The 20,683-nt window shown below is 63.8% G+C and carries 18 protein-coding genes; 10 read left to right on the forward strand and 8 right to left on the reverse strand.

What is annotated here, in order from left to right; translation table 11 throughout:
• Positions 1-3: 3 nt before the first annotated feature.
• From leuS to holA, 3 genes are read left to right on the forward strand one after another with little or no spacing between them, the layout of a single operon-like run.
• Positions 4-2,628, forward strand: coding sequence for a leucine--tRNA ligase (gene leuS, locus Q2941_RS23915; protein ID WP_458193911.1), 2,625 nt, complete (start codon positions 4-6; stop codon positions 2,626-2,628).
• On the forward strand, positions 2,615-3,166 hold the full coding sequence (lptE, locus tag Q2941_RS23920) for an LPS assembly lipoprotein LptE (RefSeq protein ID WP_458193912.1): 552 nt from the start codon (positions 2,615-2,617) through the stop codon (positions 3,164-3,166). Before leuS ends, lptE begins: the two co-directional genes overlap by 14 nt.
• A gap of 5 nt (positions 3,167-3,171) precedes the next feature.
• Entirely contained in the window at positions 3,172-4,200 is a 1,029-nt protein-coding gene (gene holA / locus Q2941_RS23925; protein WP_027525098.1) for a DNA polymerase III subunit delta, read from the forward strand.
• 249 nt (positions 4,201-4,449) lie between these two features.
• On the opposite strand, the gene Q2941_RS23930 is transcribed toward holA, so the two are convergent.
• From Q2941_RS23930 to hemJ, 7 genes are all read right to left on the reverse strand, one after another.
• Positions 4,450-5,334: a ParB/RepB/Spo0J family partition protein gene (locus tag Q2941_RS23930; RefSeq protein ID WP_027525099.1), complete on the reverse strand. Its 885-nt coding sequence runs from the start codon at positions 5,332-5,334 to the stop codon at positions 4,450-4,452.
• Positions 5,335-5,485: 151 nt separating this feature from the next.
• Positions 5,486-6,340, reverse strand: coding sequence for a ParA family protein (locus tag Q2941_RS23935; RefSeq protein ID WP_254109652.1), 855 nt, complete (start codon positions 6,338-6,340; stop codon positions 5,486-5,488).
• Positions 6,341-6,373: 33 nt separating this feature from the next.
• A complete protein-coding gene (rsmG, locus tag Q2941_RS23940) occupies positions 6,374-7,015 on the reverse strand; it encodes a 16S rRNA (guanine(527)-N(7))-methyltransferase RsmG (RefSeq protein WP_458193913.1) in 642 nt (213 codons plus the stop codon).
• Between the two features lie 109 nt (positions 7,016-7,124).
• Positions 7,125-9,008: a tRNA uridine-5-carboxymethylaminomethyl(34) synthesis enzyme MnmG gene (gene mnmG / locus Q2941_RS23945; protein ID WP_458193914.1), complete on the reverse strand. Its 1,884-nt coding sequence runs from the start codon at positions 9,006-9,008 to the stop codon at positions 7,125-7,127.
• Positions 9,009-9,531: 523 nt separating this feature from the next.
• Positions 9,532-10,932 carry a tRNA uridine-5-carboxymethylaminomethyl(34) synthesis GTPase MnmE gene (mnmE, locus tag Q2941_RS23950; RefSeq protein ID WP_458193915.1) on the reverse strand — a complete coding sequence of 467 codons (1,401 nt, stop codon included), beginning with the start codon at positions 10,930-10,932 and terminating at the stop codon, positions 9,532-9,534.
• 318 nt (positions 10,933-11,250) lie between these two features.
• Positions 11,251-12,516 carry a transcription termination factor Rho gene (gene rho, locus Q2941_RS23955; RefSeq protein ID WP_027525104.1) on the reverse strand — a complete coding sequence of 422 codons (1,266 nt, stop codon included), beginning with the start codon at positions 12,514-12,516 and terminating at the stop codon, positions 11,251-11,253.
• Between the two features lie 251 nt (positions 12,517-12,767).
• Positions 12,768-13,223: a protoporphyrinogen oxidase HemJ gene (gene hemJ, locus Q2941_RS23960; protein WP_371260505.1), complete on the reverse strand. Its 456-nt coding sequence runs from the start codon at positions 13,221-13,223 to the stop codon at positions 12,768-12,770.
• A gap of 447 nt (positions 13,224-13,670) precedes the next feature.
• On the opposite strand from hemJ, the gene Q2941_RS23965 reads away from it, so the two are divergent.
• Genes Q2941_RS23965 through dnaQ form a run of 4 tightly spaced genes read left to right on the forward strand, consistent with a single transcriptional unit; the run spans position 13,671 to position 16,491 of the window.
• Positions 13,671-14,510, forward strand: coding sequence for a pyruvate, water dikinase regulatory protein (locus Q2941_RS23965; protein ID WP_027525107.1), 840 nt, complete (start codon positions 13,671-13,673; stop codon positions 14,508-14,510).
• Positions 14,511-14,517: 7 nt separating this feature from the next.
• On the forward strand, positions 14,518-15,126 hold the full coding sequence (locus tag Q2941_RS23970; protein ID WP_458193916.1) for a Maf family protein: 609 nt from the start codon (positions 14,518-14,520) through the stop codon (positions 15,124-15,126).
• A 22-nt stretch (positions 15,127-15,148) separates the two neighbouring features.
• Positions 15,149-15,748, forward strand: coding sequence for a dephospho-CoA kinase (gene coaE / locus Q2941_RS23975; protein ID WP_458193924.1), 600 nt, complete (start codon positions 15,149-15,151; stop codon positions 15,746-15,748).
• A 20-nt stretch (positions 15,749-15,768) separates the two neighbouring features.
• The gene (gene dnaQ / locus Q2941_RS23980; RefSeq protein ID WP_458193925.1) at positions 15,769-16,491 is read left to right on the forward strand and encodes a DNA polymerase III subunit epsilon; all 723 of its coding nucleotides are present in this window, start codon (positions 15,769-15,771) and stop codon (positions 16,489-16,491) included.
• A 263-nt stretch (positions 16,492-16,754) separates the two neighbouring features.
• On the opposite strand, the gene secB is transcribed toward dnaQ, so the two are convergent.
• The gene (gene secB, locus Q2941_RS23985) at positions 16,755-17,237 is read right to left on the reverse strand and encodes a protein-export chaperone SecB (RefSeq protein WP_027525111.1); all 483 of its coding nucleotides are present in this window, start codon (positions 17,235-17,237) and stop codon (positions 16,755-16,757) included.
• A 397-nt stretch (positions 17,238-17,634) separates the two neighbouring features.
• Here secB and Q2941_RS23990 point away from each other — a divergent pair, with 397 nt between their 5' ends.
• The 3 genes from Q2941_RS23990 to Q2941_RS24000 are packed head-to-tail and all read left to right on the forward strand — an operon-like array spanning position 17,635 to position 20,445.
• Positions 17,635-18,339: a Tim44/TimA family putative adaptor protein gene (locus Q2941_RS23990; RefSeq protein ID WP_027525112.1), complete on the forward strand. Its 705-nt coding sequence runs from the start codon at positions 17,635-17,637 to the stop codon at positions 18,337-18,339.
• Complete coding sequence (mltA, locus tag Q2941_RS23995) at positions 18,317-19,858, forward strand: murein transglycosylase A (protein ID WP_458193917.1); 1,542 nt, start codon at positions 18,317-18,319, stop codon at positions 19,856-19,858. The genes Q2941_RS23990 and mltA overlap by 23 nt, the downstream gene beginning before the upstream one ends.
• Positions 19,855-20,445, forward strand: coding sequence for a Smr/MutS family protein (locus Q2941_RS24000; RefSeq protein ID WP_458193918.1), 591 nt, complete (start codon positions 19,855-19,857; stop codon positions 20,443-20,445). Before mltA ends, Q2941_RS24000 begins: the two co-directional genes overlap by 4 nt.
• The last annotated feature ends 238 nt before the right edge of the window (positions 20,446-20,683 follow it).

A 20,683-nucleotide genomic window follows, 5' to 3' on the forward strand; every position in this document is an offset into this window, starting at 1 on the left:
TCCATGACCTCCGAACGCTACAACGCCCGCGATTCCGAACCGCGCTGGCAAGCCGCCTGGGACGAAAAGGCGATCTTCGTCTCCCGAAACGACGATTCGCGGCCGAAATACTATGTGCTCGAGATGTTCCCCTACCCGTCCGGGCGCATCCATATCGGCCATGTCCGGAACTATACGCTCGGCGACGTGCTGGCCCGCTTCATGCGCGCCAAGGGTTTCAACGTGCTGCACCCGATGGGCTGGGACGCCTTCGGCTTGCCGGCAGAGAACGCCGCGATCGAGCGCAAGGTCGCGCCGAAAGCCTGGACCTACGACAACATCGCAGCGATGAAGAAGCAGCTTCGCTCGATCGGGCTGTCGCTGGACTGGAGCCGCGAGATCGCGACCTGCGATCCCTCCTACTACAAGCACCAGCAGAAGATGTTCCTGGACTTCCTGCGCGAAGGCCTCGCCGAGCGCGAGAAGCGCAAGGTGAACTGGGACCCCGTCGACATGACCGTGCTTGCCAACGAGCAGGTGATCGACGGCCGTGGCTGGCGTTCGGGCGCCGTCGTCGAACAGCGCGAGATGAACCAGTGGGTCTTCAAGATCACGAAGTACTCGCAGGAGCTGCTCTCAGCACTGGATACGCTCGACCGCTGGCCGGACAAGGTGCGGCTGATGCAGCGCAACTGGATCGGCCGCTCGGAGGGCCTCTTGATCCGTTTCGCGCTGGATCAGGCGACGACGCCTGCCGGTGAGAGCGAGCTGAAGATCTTCACCACGCGCCCGGACACGCTGTTCGGCGCAAAGTTCATGGCGATCTCGGCCGATCACCCGCTGGCGCAAGCTGCCGCCGCCAAGAACCCGAAGCTTGCCGAGTTCGTCGCCGAGATCAAGAAGATCGGCACCGCGCAGGAGATCATCGACACCGCCGAGAAGCAGGGCTTTGACACCGGCATCCGCGCGGTCCACCCTTTCGATCCCAGCTGGAAACTGCCGGTCTACGTCGCGAACTTCGTGCTGATGGAATACGGCACCGGCGCGATCTTCGGCTGCCCGGGCCACGACCAGCGCGACCTCGACTTCGTCAACAAGTACAATCTCGGTGTCACGCCGGTGGTGTGCCCCGAAGGCCAGGATCCGAAGACGTTCGTCATCACGGACACCGCCTATGACGGTGACGGCCGGATGATCAATTCGCGCTTCCTCGATGGCATGACCATCGACGCGGCGAAGGAAGAGATCGCAAAGCGCCTGGAAAACGAGATGCGCGGCAACGCGCCTGTCGGCGAGCGGCAGGTGAACTTCCGCCTGCGCGATTGGGGCATTTCGCGCCAGCGCTATTGGGGCTGCCCGATCCCGGTGATCCACTGCCCCAAATGCGACGTCGTGCCGGTGCCGGATGCCGAGCTGCCCGTGAAGCTGCCTGATGACGCGACCTTCGACAGGCCGGGCAACGCGCTCGATCATCATCCGACCTGGAAGCACGTCACCTGCCCCAAATGCGGCGGCCACGCTAGCCGCGAAACCGACACCATGGACACCTTCGTGGATTCGTCCTGGTACTTTGCGCGCTTCACCGATCCCTGGAACGAGGCCTCACCGACGACGCCTGCGGTGGCGAACCGGATGCTGCCCGTCGACCAGTATATCGGCGGCGTCGAGCACGCGATCCTGCATCTGCTCTACAGCCGCTTCTTTACCCGCGCGATGAAGGCGACCGGGCATATCGCGCTGGACGAGCCGTTCGCCGGCATGTTCACCCAGGGCATGGTGGTGCACGAGACCTACCAGAAGGCCGACGGCACCTATGTGCAGCCGGTCGAGGTGAAGGTCGAGACAGGTGGCAACGGCCGCCGCGCCACGCTGCTTGCGACCGGCGAAGACATCCAGATCGGCGCGATCGAGAAGATGTCGAAGTCGAAGAAGAACACGGTCGACCCCGACGACATCATCGAGACCTACGGCGCCGACGTCGCGCGCTGGTTCATGCTGTCGGACTCCCCGCCCGACCGCGATGTGATCTGGAGCGACGAGCGCGTCCAGGGCGCCTCGCGCTTCGTGCAGCGGCTGTGGCGGCTGGTGAATGAATCCGCCGAAGCCTCCAAGGGCGCGCCGGCGGCCCGGCCGGCGAGCTTTGGCGCCGATGCGCTGGGCCTGCGCAAGGCCGCCCATGGCGCGCTGGACAAGGTCACGGTCGGAATCGAGCGGCTGCACTTCAACGTTTGCCTCGCCCATATCCGCGAATTCGCCAATAGCCTGTCCGAGGTGCTCCAGCGCCCCGGCCAGCCGGCGGACGACCTCGGCTGGGCGATTCGGGAGGCCGGGACCATCCTGGTCCAGCTGTTCTCCCCGATGATGCCGCACCTGGCCGAGGAGTGCTGGCAGGTGCTGGGCCAGACCGGCTTTGTTTCGGAGGCCTCATGGCCCCAAATCGAACGCGATTTGCTGGTTGAAGACGCCGTGACCCTGGTGGTCCAGGTCAACGGCAAGAAGCGGGGTGAGGTCACGGTTGCAACAGTGGCCCAGAATCCGGAAATCGAGGCTGCCGTTTTGGCGCTCGATGCGGTAAAACTGGCCCTGGACGGCAAGCCCGTCCGCAAGGTGATCATCGTCCCCAAGAGGATCGTGAATGTTGTCGGCTAGGATCCGCATCGCAGCCCGCCTCGTCGCGGTCGCCGCCCTCGCGGCGCTCACGGCCGGCTGCTTCCAGCCGATGTATGCCGAGCATGCCGACGGTACTCCGGGATTGCGCGACAAGCTGATGGGGGTGGAACTCCCCCCCGTCGACAAACCCAACGCCTCGCGCGAGGCCAGGGTCGGGGTGGAGATTCGCAACGCCCTCGCCTTCAAGCTTTATGGCACAGCTACGGGCGCACCGCCGACCCATCGCCTGGTGCTGCGATTCTCGACCAGCCGGTCTTCGCTGATCGTCAGCGCTGCGACAGGACTGCCGACCAGCGAGAATTACGGCATCGACGTTCAGTATAATCTGATCGACAACGCGACTGATAAATCGGTAATGACCGGTACCACGTTCTCGCGCGTGTCCTACGACATTCCGGGCTCCTACCAGCGCTTCGCCCGTCAGCGCGCCGTTCGTGATGCGGAAGACCGTGCCGCCAACGAGGTCGCCGAGAACATCTCGACCCGCCTCGCCGCGTTCTTTACCGCCGGCACCTGACGTTCTTGGTCGCGCTGCGCGGAAAAGAGATCGACGCTTTCCTGGCCCGGCCCGATTCGGGCCGCCCGATCATCCTGCTCTATGGCCCCGATGCTGGCCTCGTGCGCGAGCGCGCCGACGCGCTGATCGCATCCGCGGTCGATGATCCCAACGACCCCTTCTCGATGGTCAAGCTCGACGGTGATGAGCTCTCGGCTGAGCCCTCGCGCCTCGTCGACGAAGCCATGACCGTGCCGCTGTTCGGCGGCCGCCGCGCCATCCGCGTGCGCGCCGGCTCACGCAGCTTTGCCAGCGGCGTCGACACGCTGGCCGAGATGAGTGTGAAGGACTGCCGCATCGTGATCGAGGCTGGCGAGCTGCGCCCGGAATCGCCGCTGCGCAAGGCCTGCGAGCGCGCCAAGACGGCGGTCGCGATCGGCTGCTATCCCGACACCGAGCGCGATCTTGCCAAGCTGATGGAGGACGAACTCCGCATCGCCAACTTGCGTATCGCGCAGGACGCGCGCGCCGCGTTGATGTCGTTCCTCGGCGGCGATCGCCAGGCCTCGCGCAACGAGCTGCGCAAGCTGACGCTCTATGCTCACGGCAAGGGCGAGATCACGCTCGACGCCGTGATGGCTGTCGTCGCCGACGCGTCCGAGCTGAAGCTCGATCCGATCGTCGACGGCGCCTTCGCCGGACGCCCCGACATCGTCGAAAGCGAGTTCGCCAAGGCGATGATCGCCGGCACCTATCCCGGCATGATCATCTCGGCCGCGCAGCGCCAGGCGGCGTGGCTGCACAAGTCGGCGCTCACCGTCGCCGAGGGCACGCCGATCTCCGCCGTGCTCGAAGGCGGCTTTCCGCGGCTGCATTTTTCACGAAAGCCCGCGGTCGAAACGGCGCTGCGTAATTTCAGCGTGGCGCGGCTCGCCGGCGTCATCGAGCAGCTCGCAACCGCCGCGCTCGACACCCGCAAGCAACCATCCCTCGCCGCCGCGATCGCCCAGCGCACGCTGATGGCGATCGCCGCGAACGCGAAGCGGCGGGGCTGAGGCTCTACTCTATCTACGAGTCATTGCGAGCGCAGCGAAGCAATCCAGAGTCCCTCCGCGGAAAGATTCTGGATTGCTTCGCTGCGCTCGCAATGACGATGTGGAGGCAGATGCGCGCCAAATGCTCGATGTCATTCCGGGGCACGCGAAGCGTGAACTACGGCGCGCAATTGCGCGCCTGAGAATCTCGCGCCACAATCTCTGGATTCCGGGTTCGCCCTGCGGGCGCCCCGGAACGACGATCGTGGCTTAGAGCGCGCCCTTCGCCAGCCGCTTCATCACCTCGTCGAGCTGCTCGAGGTTGCGGTAGTTGATCTGCACGGAGCCGCCGGGATCGCGGTGGTTGACGGTGACCTTGAGACCGAGCGCGTCGCTGACGCGCTTCTCCAGATCAACCGTATCGGGATCCTTCTCCTTGGCCCCGGCGCGCGCCTTTTGCGGCTTGCGCTCCGGCACGCCCTCCTCGTGCGCCAGCGCTTCGGCCTGGCGCACGTTGAGGCCTTCCTCGACGATGCGCCTGGCGGCGGCGAGCGGATCGGGCACGCCGATCAGCGCGCGGGCGTGGCCGGCGGTCAACTGCCCGGTCGCGATGAAGGCCTGCACCTCCGCCGGCAGCTTCGTCAGCCGCATCATGTTGGCGACGTGGCTGCGGCTCTTGCCGACGACTTTCGCGATGTCGTCCTGGCTGCGTTTGAACTCATTGGCGAGCGCGTGATAGCCCTGTGCCTCTTCCATCGGGTTGAGGTCTTCGCGCTGCACGTTCTCGATGATCGCGAATTCCAGCGCGTCGCTGTCGCTGATGTCGACCGGGACGATCGGCACCTCATGCAGGCCTGCGAGCTGCGAGGCACGCCAGCGCCGCTCGCCGGCGATGATCTCGTAGCGGTCCTGCGAGCCCTTCACCGGTCGCACCACGATCGGCTGGATCACGCCATGCTGCTTGATGGAGTCGCTGAGCTCCTTGAGCTCGGTCTCCGAGAAGGTGCGGCGCGGGTTGCGCGGATTGGCCTTCAAGAATTCGATCGGCACCTTGCGCTGCGCGCGCGGCCGCTCGACATGCGCAGCCTCGCCGCCGACGTCACCGATCAGACTCGCAAGACCCCGGCCCAGTCGCGAACGCGCTTCGTCGGCCATCGCCAGCTCCCTTGGATTCACTTGGCAGCACTCCAGAACTGAATTTCAAAAACTTGTAGGATGGGTAGAGCGAAGCGAAACCCATCTCGCGGGCGACAATGGTGATGATGGGTTTCGCTGCGCTCTACCCATCCTACGGATCAACGTCGCTTCAATGCGTGGTGCGCAGCTCACGCTCGCGCTGGATCACTTCCGTGGCGAGCCGCAAGTACGCTTCGCTCCCGACGCATTTGAGATCGTAGACCAGCACCGGCTTGCCGTAGGACGGCGCCTCGGAGATGCGCACGTTGCGCGGGATCATGGTCTTGTAGACCTTCTCGCCCATGAACTGGCGGACGTCGGCGACGACCTGGTTCGACAAATTGTTGCGCGAGTCGAACATGGTCAGCACGATGCCGTGGATCGACAGATTGGGATTGAGCGTCGAGCGCACCTGCTCGACCGTCTGCAAAAGTTGCGACAGACCTTCGAGCGCGAAGAACTCACATTGCAGCGGCACCAGGATCGCATCGGAGGCCGCCATCGCGTTGACCGTGAGCAGGTTGAGCGAGGGCGGGCAATCGATCAGCACATAGGTGTAGTCGGCATCCGGCGAGACGTTGTTGTTGAGCGAAGAGATCGCATCGCGCAGGCGGAAGGCGCGGCCGGGCGTGGTGCCGAGCTCGAGCTCGAGGCCGGAGAGGTCCATGGTCGAGGGCGCGATGGCCAGCCGGGGCACCGCGGTCGCGACCACCGCTTCGCGCAAGGCCGCTTCGCCAACGAGTACGTCGTAGGTCGAGCAGGAGCGATTGCGGCGATCGATGCCGAGACCGGTCGAAGCGTTGCCTTGCGGATCCAGATCGACGATCAGGACGCGCTCACCAATCGCTGCGAGTGCCGTGCCGAGATTAATCGCCGTGGTTGTTTTTCCCACGCCGCCCTTCTGATTCGCGAGCGCCAGGATCCGCGGATGGCCCTGCGGCACCGTCTCGGTATGCTCCTGCTGAGGTTCGTCAATCACGGTCATGCCACTTCCCCACTCGACCCCGGTTTCCGGGCCTCACCCACGCCGCTGGATAGTGTCCAGCTCCACGATCCAACCGTCGCCCGTCCGGCTTTGATGGAGCTTGGGCTGAATAGTCCAATATTTAGCGGCTTCGGTCAATTCAGCCTCTACATCTTGACCCTTGGGAAACAACGCTTTTGCACCGCTGCGAACCAAAGGCTCCGCAAAGCCGATGAGTTGATGTAGCGGAGCCAGCGCGCGCGCGGTGACGCAATCGACCGGGCCGGTGATTCTATCCACATTATCCCCGATCTCGGCGAGATGTACGACCCCCGGCGAACCCGTGACGCGGATGGCCTCGCGCAGGAACGCGGCCTTCTTGGCGATACGTTCAACGAGGTGGACGCTTGCGCCCGGCACCTCCGCCATCACGCAGGCCAGGACCACACCTGGGAAGCCGCCGCCGCTGCCGAGATCAACCCAGTGCTTCGCTGATGGCGCGAGCGAGACGAGCTGGAGCGAATCAGCGATGTGGCGGGTCCAAAGATGCGGCAGCGTCGAGGGCGCGACCAGATTGGTCTTGGCCTGCCATTCCCGAAGCAGAGCGACGTAGCGATCAAGACGCGCCTCCGTTTCACGTGAAACGGGGGCGAGCTTGAGGGCTGCGGCCTTGTCCGCCGCCAGAGCCGAGTCCAACGCCTGCTCGCCTTGCGATGGCGCCGGCTTCCGGACCCCCTCGCCCGCGTCAGATTGCCGTGATGAGGATTTGCCCCTGGCCGGTCTGCGCTGTTTCACGTGAAACGCCCTAAGCAGTCGCCTTGGAGGTCTTGCGGCGTGCCTCGCGGCGCAGATAGGCCGCCAGGATGCCCAGGGCGGCCGGCGTCATGCCGTCGATCCGGCCCGCCTGCCCGACCGTGAACGGCCGCGCCTTCTCCAGCTTGGCTCGCACCTCGTTGGAGAGCCCGGGCACGAGCTGGTAGTCGACATCGGCCAGCACCAAGCCCTCGTCCCGGCGGAAGGCCTCGACGTCGGCGCTCTGGCGTTCGAGATAGACATCGTACTTGGCGTCGATCTCGAGGTGGGTCGCGATCACGGGGTCAATGGCCGACAGCTCCGGCCAGATCGCGCGGACCTGGCTCCAGCCGACGTCCGGATAGGCCAATAGCTCAAAGGCCGACCGGCGCTGGCCGTCCCTATTCAAGGACAGACCGTGCTTAGCCGCTTCGTTCGGCGTCAGCGTCAGGGATTTTGACAGCGTCTTGGCCGCCCCGAGAGCCGCCATCTTGGCGCGATGGTGCTTGGTCCGGGCGCTGCCGACGCATCCGAGGTCAATGCCCTTCTCGGTCAGGCGCTGGTCGGCATTGTCCGCCCGCAGGGTCAGCCGGTACTCGGCGCGTGAGGTGAACATCCGGTAGGGCTCGGAGATGCCCCGGGTGACGAGATCGTCGATCATCACCCCCAGATAGCCGTCGGCGCGGTCGAATACCGTGAGCGCCGCCCCGCTCGCGGCCAATGCCGCGTTCAAACCGGCCACAATGCCTTGGGCCGCGGCCTCCTCGTATCCCGTGGTGCCGTTGATCTGTCCGGCCAGGAACAGCCCCTGCACCCGCCTGGTCTGGAGGGTCGGATCGAGCTCCCGCGGATCGATATGGTCGTATTCGATGGCGTAGCCCGGCCGGACCATCTTTACCCGCTCGAGACCCGGGATGCTGGCGAGGATCGCGAGCTGGACTTCCTCCGGCAGCGAGGTCGAGATGCCGTTGGGGTAGACGGTCGGATCGTCGAGCCCTTCCGGCTCCAGGAAGATCTGGTGGCCGTCCCGATCGCCAAAGCGGACGATCTTGTCTTCGATCGACGGGCAATAACGCGGCCCGGTGCTCTTGATCTGGCCGGAGTACATCGGCGAGCGGTGGACGTTGGCCCGGATCACCTCATGGGTCGCAGCCGTGGTGCGGGTGATGCCGCACTGGATCTGCGGGGTCGTGATCCGCTCCGTCATGACCGAGAACGGCTCCGGCGGATCGTCGCCGGGCTGCATCTCCACGGCGGACCAGTCGATCGTCGTGCCATCGAGGCGTGGCGGCGTGCCGGTCTTGAGCCGGCCCAGTGTGAAGCCGGCCTGCTCAAAGGACTTCGACAGACCCATCGCCGGCGCCTCGCCGACGCGGCCGGCGGGCCAGTTCTTCTCACCCAGATGGATCAGGCCGCGCAAAAAGGTGCCGGTGGTGACCACGATGGCCCCTGCCCGGATCGTCCGGCCATCGGCCAGACGGAGCCCTGTGACGCGACCATCCGAGACGATCAGCTCGTCCGCCTCGCCTTCGATCACGCTGAGACCATCGGTCTGTCGGATCGCGGCCTGCATCGCCGCCGCATAGAGCTTGCGGTCGGCCTGGGTCCTGGGACCGCGGACGGCCGGACCCTTGCGACGATTGAGCATCCTGAACTGGATGCCACCGGCGTCCGCCACCCGGCCCATCAGACCATCGAGCGCGTCGACTTCGCGGACCAGATGGCCCTTGCCGAGTCCGCCAATGGCGGGATTGCAGGACATCGCGCCGATGGTCGAAAACCGATGCGTCACCAGAGCAGTCGCCGCACCCATCCGGGCAGAAGCAGCCGCGGCCTCACAGCCGGCATGGCCGCCGCCAATGACGATGACGTCGAAACTCTCTGGCTCTGTCCGCATGGCCGGACTTCTAGCTCAGGGAGGAAGAAGCCGGAAGTGGAAACCGAGTGAGTGGCTGTTTCACGTGAAACAGGGTCGCTGGGGCAAAGCGGTTTCGCGAAAACAACCCCATGCAAGGTAGAAGGACTAGCGCTCGCGCTGTTTCACGTGAAACAAGTTGGGGCGTGCGGCAGGAAAGGTGTCACGAGGAAGTCATAGCGCCCCACCCACTAGACAATTCGATCGGCAGCGCCACGACACTATCGTCATTGCGAGTGGAGCCAAGCAATCCAGACTATCTACGCGGCGAAAGCCTGGATTACTTCGTCGCAAGGGCTCCTCGCAATGACGAGATTGAGGGGCGAGATTCCAACTCTCAGCCATTACCGCCCTCGAGCCGAGTTTGAGTTGACGGCACGACCGCGAAGGCTTAGCCGAGCCGACATTCTTGTTTCACGTGACGCAAGCCGGAACCCGGAGGCTCGTGTTTCACGTGAAACACAAGGAGTGGAACAAGCGATAGTTCTACAATGAAGAACTAGCGCTACTTTCCGATACAGAACTTCTGGAAGATGGCGCCGAGCACGTCCTCGACGTCGACCCGGCCCAGCAATCGGCCGAGCGCGTACGCGGCGGCGCGTAGCTCCTCCGCGGCGAGCTCCTCGCCTTCACCGAGAAGGCCGAGGCCCCGCTCCAATGAGCCGGCGGCCTGGCTCAACAAATCGCGCTGCCGGGCGCGAGTGACCAGCGCGCCCTCGCTCGTTCCGAAGAACTCGGCAGCGAACTCCACCAATGCCGCGATCAGCTCAGGCAGTCCGTCGCCGCGCCGCGCCGAGATCGCAAACATCGTGGCGCGCGGGTCAGGCCCAATAGCCTTGTTCGCCTTCGGCCTCAAGGCCGCATGCGAGATCTCCTGCAAAGTCTCCCGCAAGCTCTCTTGCAAGCTCTCTTGGCCAAGGTCGATCTTGTTGCGCACCGTCCAGACCGGCGCGGTCCCGGCCGGCCGGCCCTCCTCGCTTCGATCGGCATCAGCCAGCCACAGCACAAGATCGGCGTCCGCCGCCCGTGCGCGGGCGCGACGCACGCCTTCCTGCTCGACGGGATCGTCGGTCTCGCGAATGCCGGCGGTGTCGATCACAGTCACGGGATAGCCGTCGAGGTCGAGTTGCACCTCGATCACGTCGCGCGTCGTGCCGGCGTGCGGCGAGACGATCGCGACCTCGCGCCGCGCCAGCTGATTGATCAGCGTCGACTTTCCGACGTTCGGCGGCCCGGCGATCGCGACCACGAGGCCATCGCGCAGACGTTCAGCCTGGCCCTGCGCTGCAAGCACTTTTGCGATTTCGTCATGCAGCGCCTTGATCTTCACGCGCGCCGGCGCCAGCAATTCCGCCGATACGTCCCCTTCATCGGAGAAGTCGATGCCGGCCTCGATCAGCGCGGACGCCTCGATGATTCGCTCGCGCCAGTCGCGCGCGCGTTCACCAAGCAATCCCTGCAATTGGCGCAGCGCCTGGCGGCGCTGCCGGTCGGTGTCGGCGTGGATGAGATCGTCGAGGCCCTCGGCCTCGGTAAGATCGAGCTTGCCGTTCTCGAAGGCACGGCGGGTGAACTCGCCTGGATCGGCCGCGCGCACATTCTGATTATCAGAAATCGCTGCGAACAGCGCTGCCAGCACCGCCCGGCCGCCGTGAACGTGGAATTCGGCGACGTCCTCGCCGGTCGCGCTCGCAGGCCCCGGAAACCAGAGCACCACGGCATCATCGATCGCCTGGCCGGTCGCATCGCGCAGCAGCACCCGATGTGCGAGCCGCGGCTTCGGCAACGTCCCAGCCAGCCTCGTCAGGACCTGGCTGGACTCTGCGCCCGAGACGCGGACGATCGCGATGGCGCTTGGTGGCCGCCCTGACGACAGCGCGAAAATGGTCTGGTCCCGCGGATGCATGACCTATTTGTCCGCGCGCCCGTCAAAACGCAATTCTCGTTTTTTGGGTCTGTTCGCGAGCTTGCCGGGCATTCCTGGCGGAGCAAGTGCTGCGTGTTGCATCGCAATATGAAGCGCAGCATTTTGCTGCATGTTTTTGGTTCCAGCAGACCCAGAGCCAATGGCAAGAATAAAATTATATAGCAATATCAATGAATTCTAAAATATTAGCTCGGTGAGCCAGATTCACATTTTGCTGCACGGTCGCGCAGCAATGCTGCAGCAAAAACGCAAAAGGGCGCCCAACGGCGCCCCTCGCGAAAATTGCTGTAGCCCGGCTCAGGTGTTCATCGAATCGAAGAACTCGGCATTGCTCTTGGTCGAGCGCAGCTTGTCGAGCAGGAAGTCGATCGCGTCCATCGTGCCCATCGGGTTGAGGATGCGGCGGAGCACGTACATCTTCTTGAGCACCTGCGGATCGGTGATGAGCTCCTCCTTGCGGGTGCCCGAGCGCGAGATGTCGATCGCCGGGAAAGTCCGCTTGTCCGAGACCTTGCGATCGAGGATCAGCTCCGAGTTACCGGTGCCCTTGAACTCTTCGAAAATGACTTCGTCCATGCGGCTGCCGGTATCGACCAGCGCGGTCGCAATGATCGTCAGCGAGCCGCCCTCCTCGATGTTGCGCGCGGCACCGAAGAAACGCTTCGGCCGCTGCAGCGCGTTGGCGTCGACGCCGCCGGTCAGCACCTTGCCGGATGACGGTACCACCGTGTTGTAGGCGCGACCCAGGCGCGTGATCGAGTCGAGCAGGATCACGACGTCGCGGCCATGCTCGACCAGGCGCTTTGCCTTTTCGATCACCATCTCGGCGACCTGGACGTGACGCACCGCCGGCTCGTCGAAGGTTGACGAGACGACCTCGCCCTTCACCGAGCGCTGCATGTCCGTGACTTCCTCCGGACGCTCGTCGATCAGCAGCACGATCAGATAGCAATCCGGGTGATTCGCCGTGATCGAGTGTGCGATGTTCTGCATCAGCACGGTCTTACCGGTGCGCGGCGGCGCCACGATCAGGGCGCGCTGGCCCTTGCCGATGGGAGCTACGATGTCGATCACGCGCGCCGAGAGATCCTTTCGCGTCGGATCGTCGATTTCCATGCGGAAACGCTGATTCGGAAACAGCGGCGTGAGGTTGTCGAAATTGACCTTGTGCTTGGCCTTTTCCGGGTCCTCGAAATTCAGCGTGTTGACCTTGAGCAGCGCGAAATAGCGCTCGCCCTCCTTCGGGCTGCGGATATGGCCCTCGATGGTGTCACCGGTGCGCAGGCCGAAGCGGCGGATCTGCGACGGCGAGACGTAGATGTCGTCCGGTCCCGGCAGATAATTGGCGTCCGGCGAGCGCAGGAAGCCGAAGCCGTCGGAGAGCACCTCGACGACGCCCTCGCCGACGATGTCGGTCTCAGCGAGCGAAAGCTGCTTGAGGATGGCGAACAACAGCTCCTGCTTGCGCATGGTGCTGGCATTCTCGACCCCATTCTCTTCCGCGAACGAGACCAGTTCGGCCGGGGTCTTGGACTTGAGGTCTTGGAGTTTGATTTCCCGCATTGGGGTGGTCCTGTGGGGTAACCTTGGAAGGGGGGTGCGAGGAGGCTTCGAAAATGCGGACGCGAGCAGGTAAGGTCCGCAGGTCTAGCAAGGTGAGTGCCGGTGAGGCTTCAAACCTGATGCGGCGCCCGGCTTTCGAAGAAGCTCGGACACAACCACATCCGCCTGCGTTGGGTGGGGATAGGGACAATATAGAAAATCGCTTGGCCCTCCGCAAGCCGAAGCGCTGAGCGCTGCCCCTCGAACTTTGCCTAGAACGGCTTCACGATCACCATGATCACGATGAAGATCATCAGGACCGTCGGCACCTCATTGATAATACGATAGAATTTCTGGGTTCGTGGACGCCGGTCGGCAGCGAAATCCTTACACCAGCGGGAAAAAAAGCCGTGGACCGCGGACAACACCAGCACCAGTGCCAGTTTTACATGCAACCAGGGCGAGGTGAACCAATGGCCGGACCACGCAAGATAGAGCCCGGCGAGCCAGGTCACGATCATCGCAGGGTTGATGATCGCCTTGAGAAGCCGGCGTTCCATCACCTTGAAGGTTTCCGACTGCTTTGAGCCGATCTCGGCCTCGCAGTGATAAACGAACAGCCGCGGCAGATAGAGCATGCCCGCCATCCAGGAGATGACGGCGATCACATGCAGCGCCTTGATCCAGGGGTAGAGCTCGTCGAGCATTTCCAACGTCCGAATTTGCATCCAGCGTTCCGATCGCTGGGGATAGTAAGAACTCGTTAAGTTCTCTCGGCGCACACATATCCGTCCGTAGTGCCCTTCTCAAATCTAGAATCTTAGATTCTTAAGGTTTGAGTCTGAATGACGGTGGATTGGACTCACGCAATGCTATCAGGCGCTTTGCGGGCGCTTGTACACATCCATCAACATATCCCGCGCGATCCCGGCGAACGCGGATAATTCATCCATCTTCAAAGACTTGTGAGAAATTATCGGTAGCTTATGAAACGGCTTGCCGGTGCTGTCCCGCTTCCCCTTCGCCTGTCCTCCGGACTTGTCCTTCCGGGCAGCGATGTGAAGAAACTTGGCCGTTATCCCGCCCGTCCTGTCGCACAACCCTTTCCGAGGGGTTAAGCTCCACAGAAATTCACAAACCACCCAGCCTTCATCCCAAGCCCTCAAAGAGATTTCGTGCCGACCTCCAACAATTATTTCCATCTCCATCTGGTTTCCGACTCCACCGGTGAGACCCTGATCACCGTGGCGCGCGCGGTCGCCGCGCAATACGCCAACGTCACGCCGGTCGAGCACGTCTATCCGCTGGTGCGCAGCCAGAAGCAGCTCGATCGCGTGCTCGACGAGATCGAGGAGGCGCCGGGGATCGTGCTGTTCACGCTGCTGGAGAAGGATCTGGTCTCCCGGCTCGAGGACAAGTGCAAGCAAATCAATGTTCCGAGCCTGTCGATCATCGGCCCGGTGATGCAATTGTTCGAGGCCTATCTCGGCGCGGCAACGACGGGCCGTGTCGGCGCCCAGCACGTGCTCAATGCGGAATATTTCAAGCGCATCGACGCGCTGAACTACACGATGATGCATGACGATGGTCAGCACGTTGATGGCCTGGAAGAAGCCGACGTCGTCCTCGTCGGCGTGTCGCGGACGTCGAAGACGCCGACCTCGATCTATCTCGCCAATCGCGGCATCCGCACCGCCAACGTGCCGCTGGTGCCGGGCATTCCGGTGCCCTCGCAATTGGAGACCCTGACCCGGCCGCTGGTGGTGAGCCTGCATGCGACGCCGGAGCGGCTGATCCAGGTCCGTCAGAACCGGCTTTTGACGATGGGCGCCGATACCAGCAGCGACACCTATATCGACAAGCAGGCTGTGGCGGATGAAGTCGCCTTCGCCCGCAAGCTCAGCGCCAAGCACAATTGGCCGTTGCTCGAGGTGACGCGCCGCTCGATCGAGGAAACGGCGGCGGCGATCATGAAGCTCTATACCGACCGGCAACGCAACCGTCCCTCGGACTAGGCCGTCTATGTCCCTCTGGCGCGGCAAAGCTCCACTGATCCTGGCCTCGCAAAGCCAGGCGCGAAAAATGTTGCTGGCCAATGCCGGCCTCGCGTTCGAAGCGAGACCTGCCGATATTGATGAGCGCGGCGTGCAGGAAGCCTCGGAGCTGTCCAGCCCGCGCGAGATCGCGCTGCTTCTGGCGCGCGAAAAGGCGAAGGCAGTATCTGCTCAATGTCCCGGCTGTTACGTCATCGGCGCCGATCAGACCTTGGCGCTTGGCGAGCACCTGTTCACAAAGCCGTCCGGCCGGGCCCAGGCAATGGCGCAACTGCGCGATCTCGCCGGCCGCACGCACGAGCTGCATTCCGCGGTCGCCGTGGCGCGTGACGCCGCTGTCCTGTTTGAGGATGTTTCGGTCGCTCGCATGACCATGCGACAAATGACTGAGGTTGAGCTCTCCGCGTATCTCGATGCCGCCGGCGATGATGTCACTACCAGCGTCGGCGCCTATCAGCTCGAAAGCCTCGGAGTTCATCTGTTCGAGAAAATCGAGGGCGATCATTTCACCATCCTCGGCCTGCCGCTGTTGCCGCTGCTTGCGTTCCTGCGGCACGAGGGTCTAGTTGCGGTGTGAACCGACAAATGGCTGCGACCTGATGCTGATCCTCGGACTGACCGGCTCGATCGGGATGGGCAAATCCACCACCGCGAATCTGTTCGCGGAGGCTGGTGTCCCCGTCTACGACGCCGATGCCGCCGTCCATCAACTCTATGAGGGCGAGGCGGCTCCCGCGATCGAAGCTGCCTTTCCCGGCACCACAGGGAACGGCAAGGTCGACCGTGCAAAGCTGTCGGCGCGGGTGGTCGGCGATGCCGCGGCGATGAAGCAGCTCGAGCAGATCGTCCATCCGATGCTCGGCGCCTCGCGCGCGCGGTTTTTCGCGAATGCCGAGGCCAGGAAGGCGCCCGTCGTCGTGCTGGACATTCCGCTGCTGTTTGAGACCGGCGGCGAGAAGCGCGTCGATGCGGTCGTCGTGGTCACGACCTCACCAGAACTTCAGCGCGAGCGCGTGCTGGCGCGCGGCACCATGGATGCCGAAAAACTCGACGCCATCATCGCCAAGCAGACGCCCGATGCCGAGAAGCGCAAGCGGGCCGATTTCGTGGTGGATACCTCGCACGGGCTCGATCCCGTGCGTGCACAGATCAAGCACATCCTGGCCGAGGTCGTTAAGATGCCGCAGCGGCGAAGCTGATTCGCTCATCTGACCGGCTCCTGAAGAATATGCGCGAAATCGTTCTCGACACTGAAACCACCGGCCTCGACCCCCTGCGCGGCGACCGCCTGGTCGAAATCGGCTGCGTCGAGATCTTCAATCGCATGCCCACGGGGCAGACCTTTCACCGCTACATCAATCCTGAAAGGGACATGCCGGCGGAAGCCTTTACGGTGCACGGCCTGTCGAGCGAGTTTCTCGCGACCAAGCCGCTGTTTCACGAGGTCGTTGACGAGTTCCTGGAATTCATCGGCGATGCGCCGCTGGTGATCCACAACGCCTCGTTCGACATCAGCTTCATCAATGCCGAGCTCGACCGCATCAAGCGCGCCGCGATCCCGCGCGAGCGGCTGGTCGACACGCTCCTACTGGCGCGGCGCAAGCATCCCGGCGTGTCGAACCGGCTCGATGATCTCTGCTCGCGCTATGCGATCGACAATTCCCACCGCACCAAGCACGGTGCGTTGCTCGACTCCGAGCTGCTCGCGGAAGTCTATGTCGATTTGATCGGCGCCCGGCAGTCGCAGCTCATCCTGGCGTCTGACGCCGAGGAAATCCGCGTCGGGGCGAGTGGCGATGCACCGCGGCGGCAGCGGCCGGCACCGCTAGCCCCGCGCGTCAGCGAGGCGGAGCGCGAGGCCCATCGGGCCTTCATTGCGACGATGGGTGAAAAGGCGATCTGGAACGAGTATCTCGCCCAGCCGGCAGCAAGTCCGACTTAACTAGACCCTGATGAGATGAGGTCTGGTGGCCGCGGCGGAAGTGCGCTCTCCCGCTTGCGGGAGAGGGTGTTTCCGCAATCGACACTCCCGATGTGGAGAAAGCCCACACCCGGCGCGTCGCCATAGCCGAGGCTTTGCCTCGGCGTTTTTTAAGAGGACGGCCGCCGAAGGCGGCCTGTTCCACCCCCGCAAGCGGGAGAGGTTGCATCGAGCCCGTGGCTAGTCGTTCCAACCAAGAGCCATCATTATTAATTAGACCTGACTCAGCTCGGCTTGACCTGACCCTGGGCGGCCATTTGTCGCTCCATGTTCTGCCGGTAGAGACCGACGAAGTCGACCGGATCCAGCATCAGCGGCGGGAACCCGCCGTCGCGCACGGCGGTGGCGATGATCTCGCGGGCGAACGGGAACAACAGCCGCGGGCATTCGATCATGACCAGCGGATGCAGGTTTTCCTGCGGCACATTGACGATGCGGAACACGCCGGCATAGGCGAGCTCGAAGGAGAACATCACCTTGCCCGCGGTCTCGGCCTTGCCTTCGACCGACAACACGACCTCGTACTCGTGTTCCGAGAGGTTGTTGGCATTGACGTTGATCTGGATGTTGATCTGGGGCTGCTGGCTCTGCGGCTGCAACGAGGTCGGGGCGTTCGGATTCTCGAACGACAGATCCTTGGTGTATTGCGCCAGCACGTTGAGCTGCGGAGCCTGGCCTGCCTCGGGGGTGCCGTTTCCGTTGGTCATGAAAATGTCTCCTTACCCGAATGGGCCTGATATCGCGGCCGGTTGGCTAACATAGGCCTGCCTCGTTCCACAAGGACGAAGGGCCCCGGATTCGGCCGCCTGGCAGTGTCGAAAAGGGTGGCCTTTTACCCATTCTGGCCCAACGGAGTACTTCTTAAACGATTGAAGATGCGCGATTTCCAGTCAGGATCCGATTTCCCCTTAAGGATAAAACGCGCTACAATTCGCGCTGTGCCAAAAGGCGCCATTGGCCGGGCAAGATTTCGTGCCTACATCGCTTGGATCTGAAGCGGACCTAAAAAGGTGATGTGACTTGCCGTCCCTGTGTGGAACGGTTGACTGGCCGGACTGATTTTCCCGGCGAAGACCCTGAGAGAGACCAGAGAGCGAACACGACGTGGATATCTACACCATCATCTTCCTAGCGTTGGCGGTCTTCATTTTCCTGCGCCTGCGCAGCGTGCTCGGGCAGCGGACCGGCAATGAGCGGCCTCCGTTCGACCGCACCGCCCGCAATGCGCTCCAGGGTGCCCAGGACAAGAACGTCGTGACCATGCCGGGCAAGGTGATCGATCAGGCTCCGCTGGCGCCGACCGCCGACGTCACGCAGCCTGCCGACCGCTGGAAAGGACTGACTGAACCCGGCACTGCGCTGGGCCAGGGGCTGGACGCGATCGTCGAGAAGGACTCGTCCTTCGATCCGCGCCACTTCCTGTCCGGCGCCCGCAGCGCCTATGAGATGATCGTGCTCGCCTTTGCCAATGGCGATCGCCGGTCGCTGCGCGACCTCTTGTCCTCCGAAGTGTTCGAGAGCTTCGACGCCGCGATCAAGGACCGCGAGAAGAACGAGCAGAAGACCGAGACGCGCTTCGTCTCGATCGACAAGGCCGAGCTGGTCGGCGCCGAGATGCGCGACCGCACCGCGCAGCTCACCGTTCGCTTCGTCTCGCAGATGATTTCGGTCACGCGCGACAGGGCCGGCAACATCGTCGACGGGAATGCCGACAAGGTCGCCGACATCACCGACATCTGGACCTTCGCCCGCGACACCACCTCTCGCGATCCGAACTGGAAGCTGGTTGGCACCGGAAGCGCGCATTAAGGCAGCCCTGACAAATTGCGCGACGGCGCTGTGCGCAGGTGCCGTCGCGCTGTCGTCGTTTTCGCTCGGCGCTGAAGCGGCGCGCCGCCATCACTACAGCCGCAGTGCTCCCGAGATCGCCGCCCCACCACCGCGGGCGTTGCCCTACCCTCAGCTCGCGTTGCCGTTCGAGATTCCCGGCGCGCAATATCTGCCGCTTGCCTGGTCCGAGGTGGCCGGCTGGAGCGATGACGATCATCTCGCGGCCTACAAGGCGTTTCGCGCGAGCTGCAAATCGATCGCCGCGCAGCAGCCGGCGGTCGTCGAGCCGAAGGCGATCGGCGGCTCGCTTGGCCAGCCGTGCAAAATCGCCAAGTCGCTCGACCTTTCCGACGAGAGCAAAGCCAAGGCGTTTTTCGAAGAGCATTTTTCGCCGCTACGGATCTCGCGGCTCGGCGAGGCCGACGGCTTCGTGACCGGCTATTACGAGCCGGTGCTCGACGGCTCGCACGTCCAGACCGACGTCCACAACGTCCCGGTCTATCGCCGCCCCTCGAACCTGTTCGTGCGCGGCTTCAAGCAGGATGCGCTGAGCCTGCCCAACAAGGGCCCGGTGTACCGCAAGATCGGCCGCCGCAAGCTCGTCCCCTATTACGATCGCGGCGAGATCGAGGATGGCGCGATCGCCGGCCGCGGCCTCGAGCTCTGCTGGCTCAAGGATCCGACCGACCTCTTGTTCGCGCAGATCCAGGGTTCGGCGCGGATCAAATTCGACGACGGCTCGACGATCCGGATCAACTACGACGCCTATAACGGCTATCCCTATACGGCGGTCGGACGCATCCTGATCGAGCGCGGCATCATCCCGAAAGAGGAGATGTCGATGCAGAAGATCAGAGAGTGGATGGCGCAAAACCCCGATGGCGCCAAGGAGCTCCGCCGCCAGAACCGCTCCTACATCTTCTTCCGCCAGGTCAATCTGTCCGACAAGGACGAGGCGGTCGGGGCGCAGGGCATTCCGCTGACGGCGGGCCGTTCGATTGCGGTCGACAAATCGCTGCATGTCTATGGCACGCCGTTCTTCATCGAGGGTGAGCTGCCGATCGACTCCGAGAAATCCAGGACGCCGTTCCATCGCCTGATGATCGCGCAGGACACCGGGTCGGCGATCATCGGCCCCGCGCGCGCCGACCTCTATTTCGGCGCCGGCCAGGAAGCCGGCCGCGTCTCCGGCCGGCTGCGCCACAACATGCATTTCGTGATGCTGGTGCCGAAAAGCCTCGATCCCGTGGCGCGCGGTTCGAGGCTGCCCCTGCCCGATCCGCGGCCGTCGGCGAAGATCGCAAAGCTGTTTCCACAACCAGATCCGGCGAAACCCGTTGAATCTGGGAAAGCTGGTGCGGCGTCAGCCACGGTGTCACAAGCCAGGGATGCCACCGTCGCGGTGGCGAGCCCCGTGCCGCTGCCGGAGCCGCGTCCCGCCATCAAACCCGTTCGCGAGCAGCGCAAGCACACGCGCCGTCGTACCAGCCCGCAATGAAGCGATCGTCCCGTCCGCCTGTCCTGGACCCGCCGCCCTCGCCCCGCCGTCGCGCGCTCAGCGAAGACGAGCGCGCGCTGTGGGACACGGTTGCGAAGCAGGTCAAGCCGCTTCGAAAACTTCGCGTGACGAAGGCGGAGGCGGCGGCGCGCGCCGAAGTTTTGCCGGCTGCGCCTGCCGCAAAGCATCCAGTGCCCGCAAGGCCGATTGTCCCCGCGCCGGCTCCCCGCGTGATGAAGCCCGCCGTCCCGCCTTTGGCGCCGCTCGGCAAGCGCGAGCGCGCAAAACTGTCGCGCGGCCGCAGCGAGATCGACGCGCGGCTTGATCTGCACGGCATGACCCAGATGCGCGCCCATCGCGCGCTCTCAGGCTTCATCCAGCGCGCCCATCACGACGGCCTGACCTTCGTGCTCGTCATCACCGGCAAGGGAAGGACCGGCGGCGAAAGCGGCGTGCTCCGCCGCCAGGTGCCGGAATGGCTGGGCCTGCCGGAATTCCGTGCCTTTGTCGTTGGATTCGAGGAAGCCCATATCGGCCATGGCGGCGAGGGCGCGCTTTACGTGCGAATTCGCCGGGCGAGATGTTAGAGAACTCGATTTGGCCGCGGGCTCCCTTAACCTCTCCCGCTTGCGGGAGAGGTCGCGCCTAAGGCGCGGGTGAGGGCTCTCTCCGCATAGGGAGTGCCCCATTGCGGAAACACCCTCTCCCATAGCCTTATGCTTCGCATAGGCGTTCTTTTTCTAAGAACGGCGGCCGTAGGCCGCCTACGCCTCTCCCGCTAGCGGGAGAGGGAGTGCACCTCCACAGCGGCTGGTGGCAGTGAAT

The organism is Bradyrhizobium sp. UFLA05-153 (genome assembly GCF_054185185.1).

What these genes read in the sequence shown, in the direction of transcription:
- hemJ (WP_371260505.1), bottom strand. Translation starts at nt 13,223, where the DNA reads ATGCAAATTCGGACGTTGGAAATGCTCGACGAGCTCTACCCCTGGATC.
- mnmG (WP_458193914.1), bottom strand. Translation starts at nt 9,008, where the DNA reads ATGCGGACAGAGCCAGAGAGTTTCGACGTCATCGTCATTGGCGGCGGC.
- Q2941_RS23935 (WP_254109652.1), bottom strand. Translation starts at nt 6,340, where the DNA reads ATGACCGTGATTGACGAACCTCAGCAGGAGCATACCGAGACGGTGCCG.
- secB (WP_027525111.1), bottom strand. Translation starts at nt 17,237, where the DNA reads ATGACCAACGGAAACGGCACCCCCGAGGCAGGCCAGGCTCCGCAGCTC.
- lptE (WP_458193912.1), top strand. Translation starts at nt 2,615, where the DNA reads ATGTTGTCGGCTAGGATCCGCATCGCAGCCCGCCTCGTCGCGGTCGCC.
- rho (WP_027525104.1), bottom strand. Translation starts at nt 12,516, where the DNA reads ATGCGGGAAATCAAACTCCAAGACCTCAAGTCCAAGACCCCGGCCGAA.
- mnmE (WP_458193915.1), bottom strand. Translation starts at nt 10,932, where the DNA reads ATGCATCCGCGGGACCAGACCATTTTCGCGCTGTCGTCAGGGCGGCCA.
- leuS (WP_458193911.1), top strand. Translation starts at nt 4, where the DNA reads ATGACCTCCGAACGCTACAACGCCCGCGATTCCGAACCGCGCTGGCAA.
- Q2941_RS23970 (WP_458193916.1), top strand. Translation starts at nt 14,518, where the DNA reads ATGTCCCTCTGGCGCGGCAAAGCTCCACTGATCCTGGCCTCGCAAAGC.
- coaE (WP_458193924.1), top strand. Translation starts at nt 15,149, where the DNA reads ATGCTGATCCTCGGACTGACCGGCTCGATCGGGATGGGCAAATCCACC.
- Q2941_RS24000 (WP_458193918.1), top strand. Translation starts at nt 19,855, where the DNA reads ATGAAGCGATCGTCCCGTCCGCCTGTCCTGGACCCGCCGCCCTCGCCC.
- Q2941_RS23930 (WP_027525099.1), bottom strand. Translation starts at nt 5,334, where the DNA reads ATGGCCGACGAAGCGCGTTCGCGACTGGGCCGGGGTCTTGCGAGTCTG.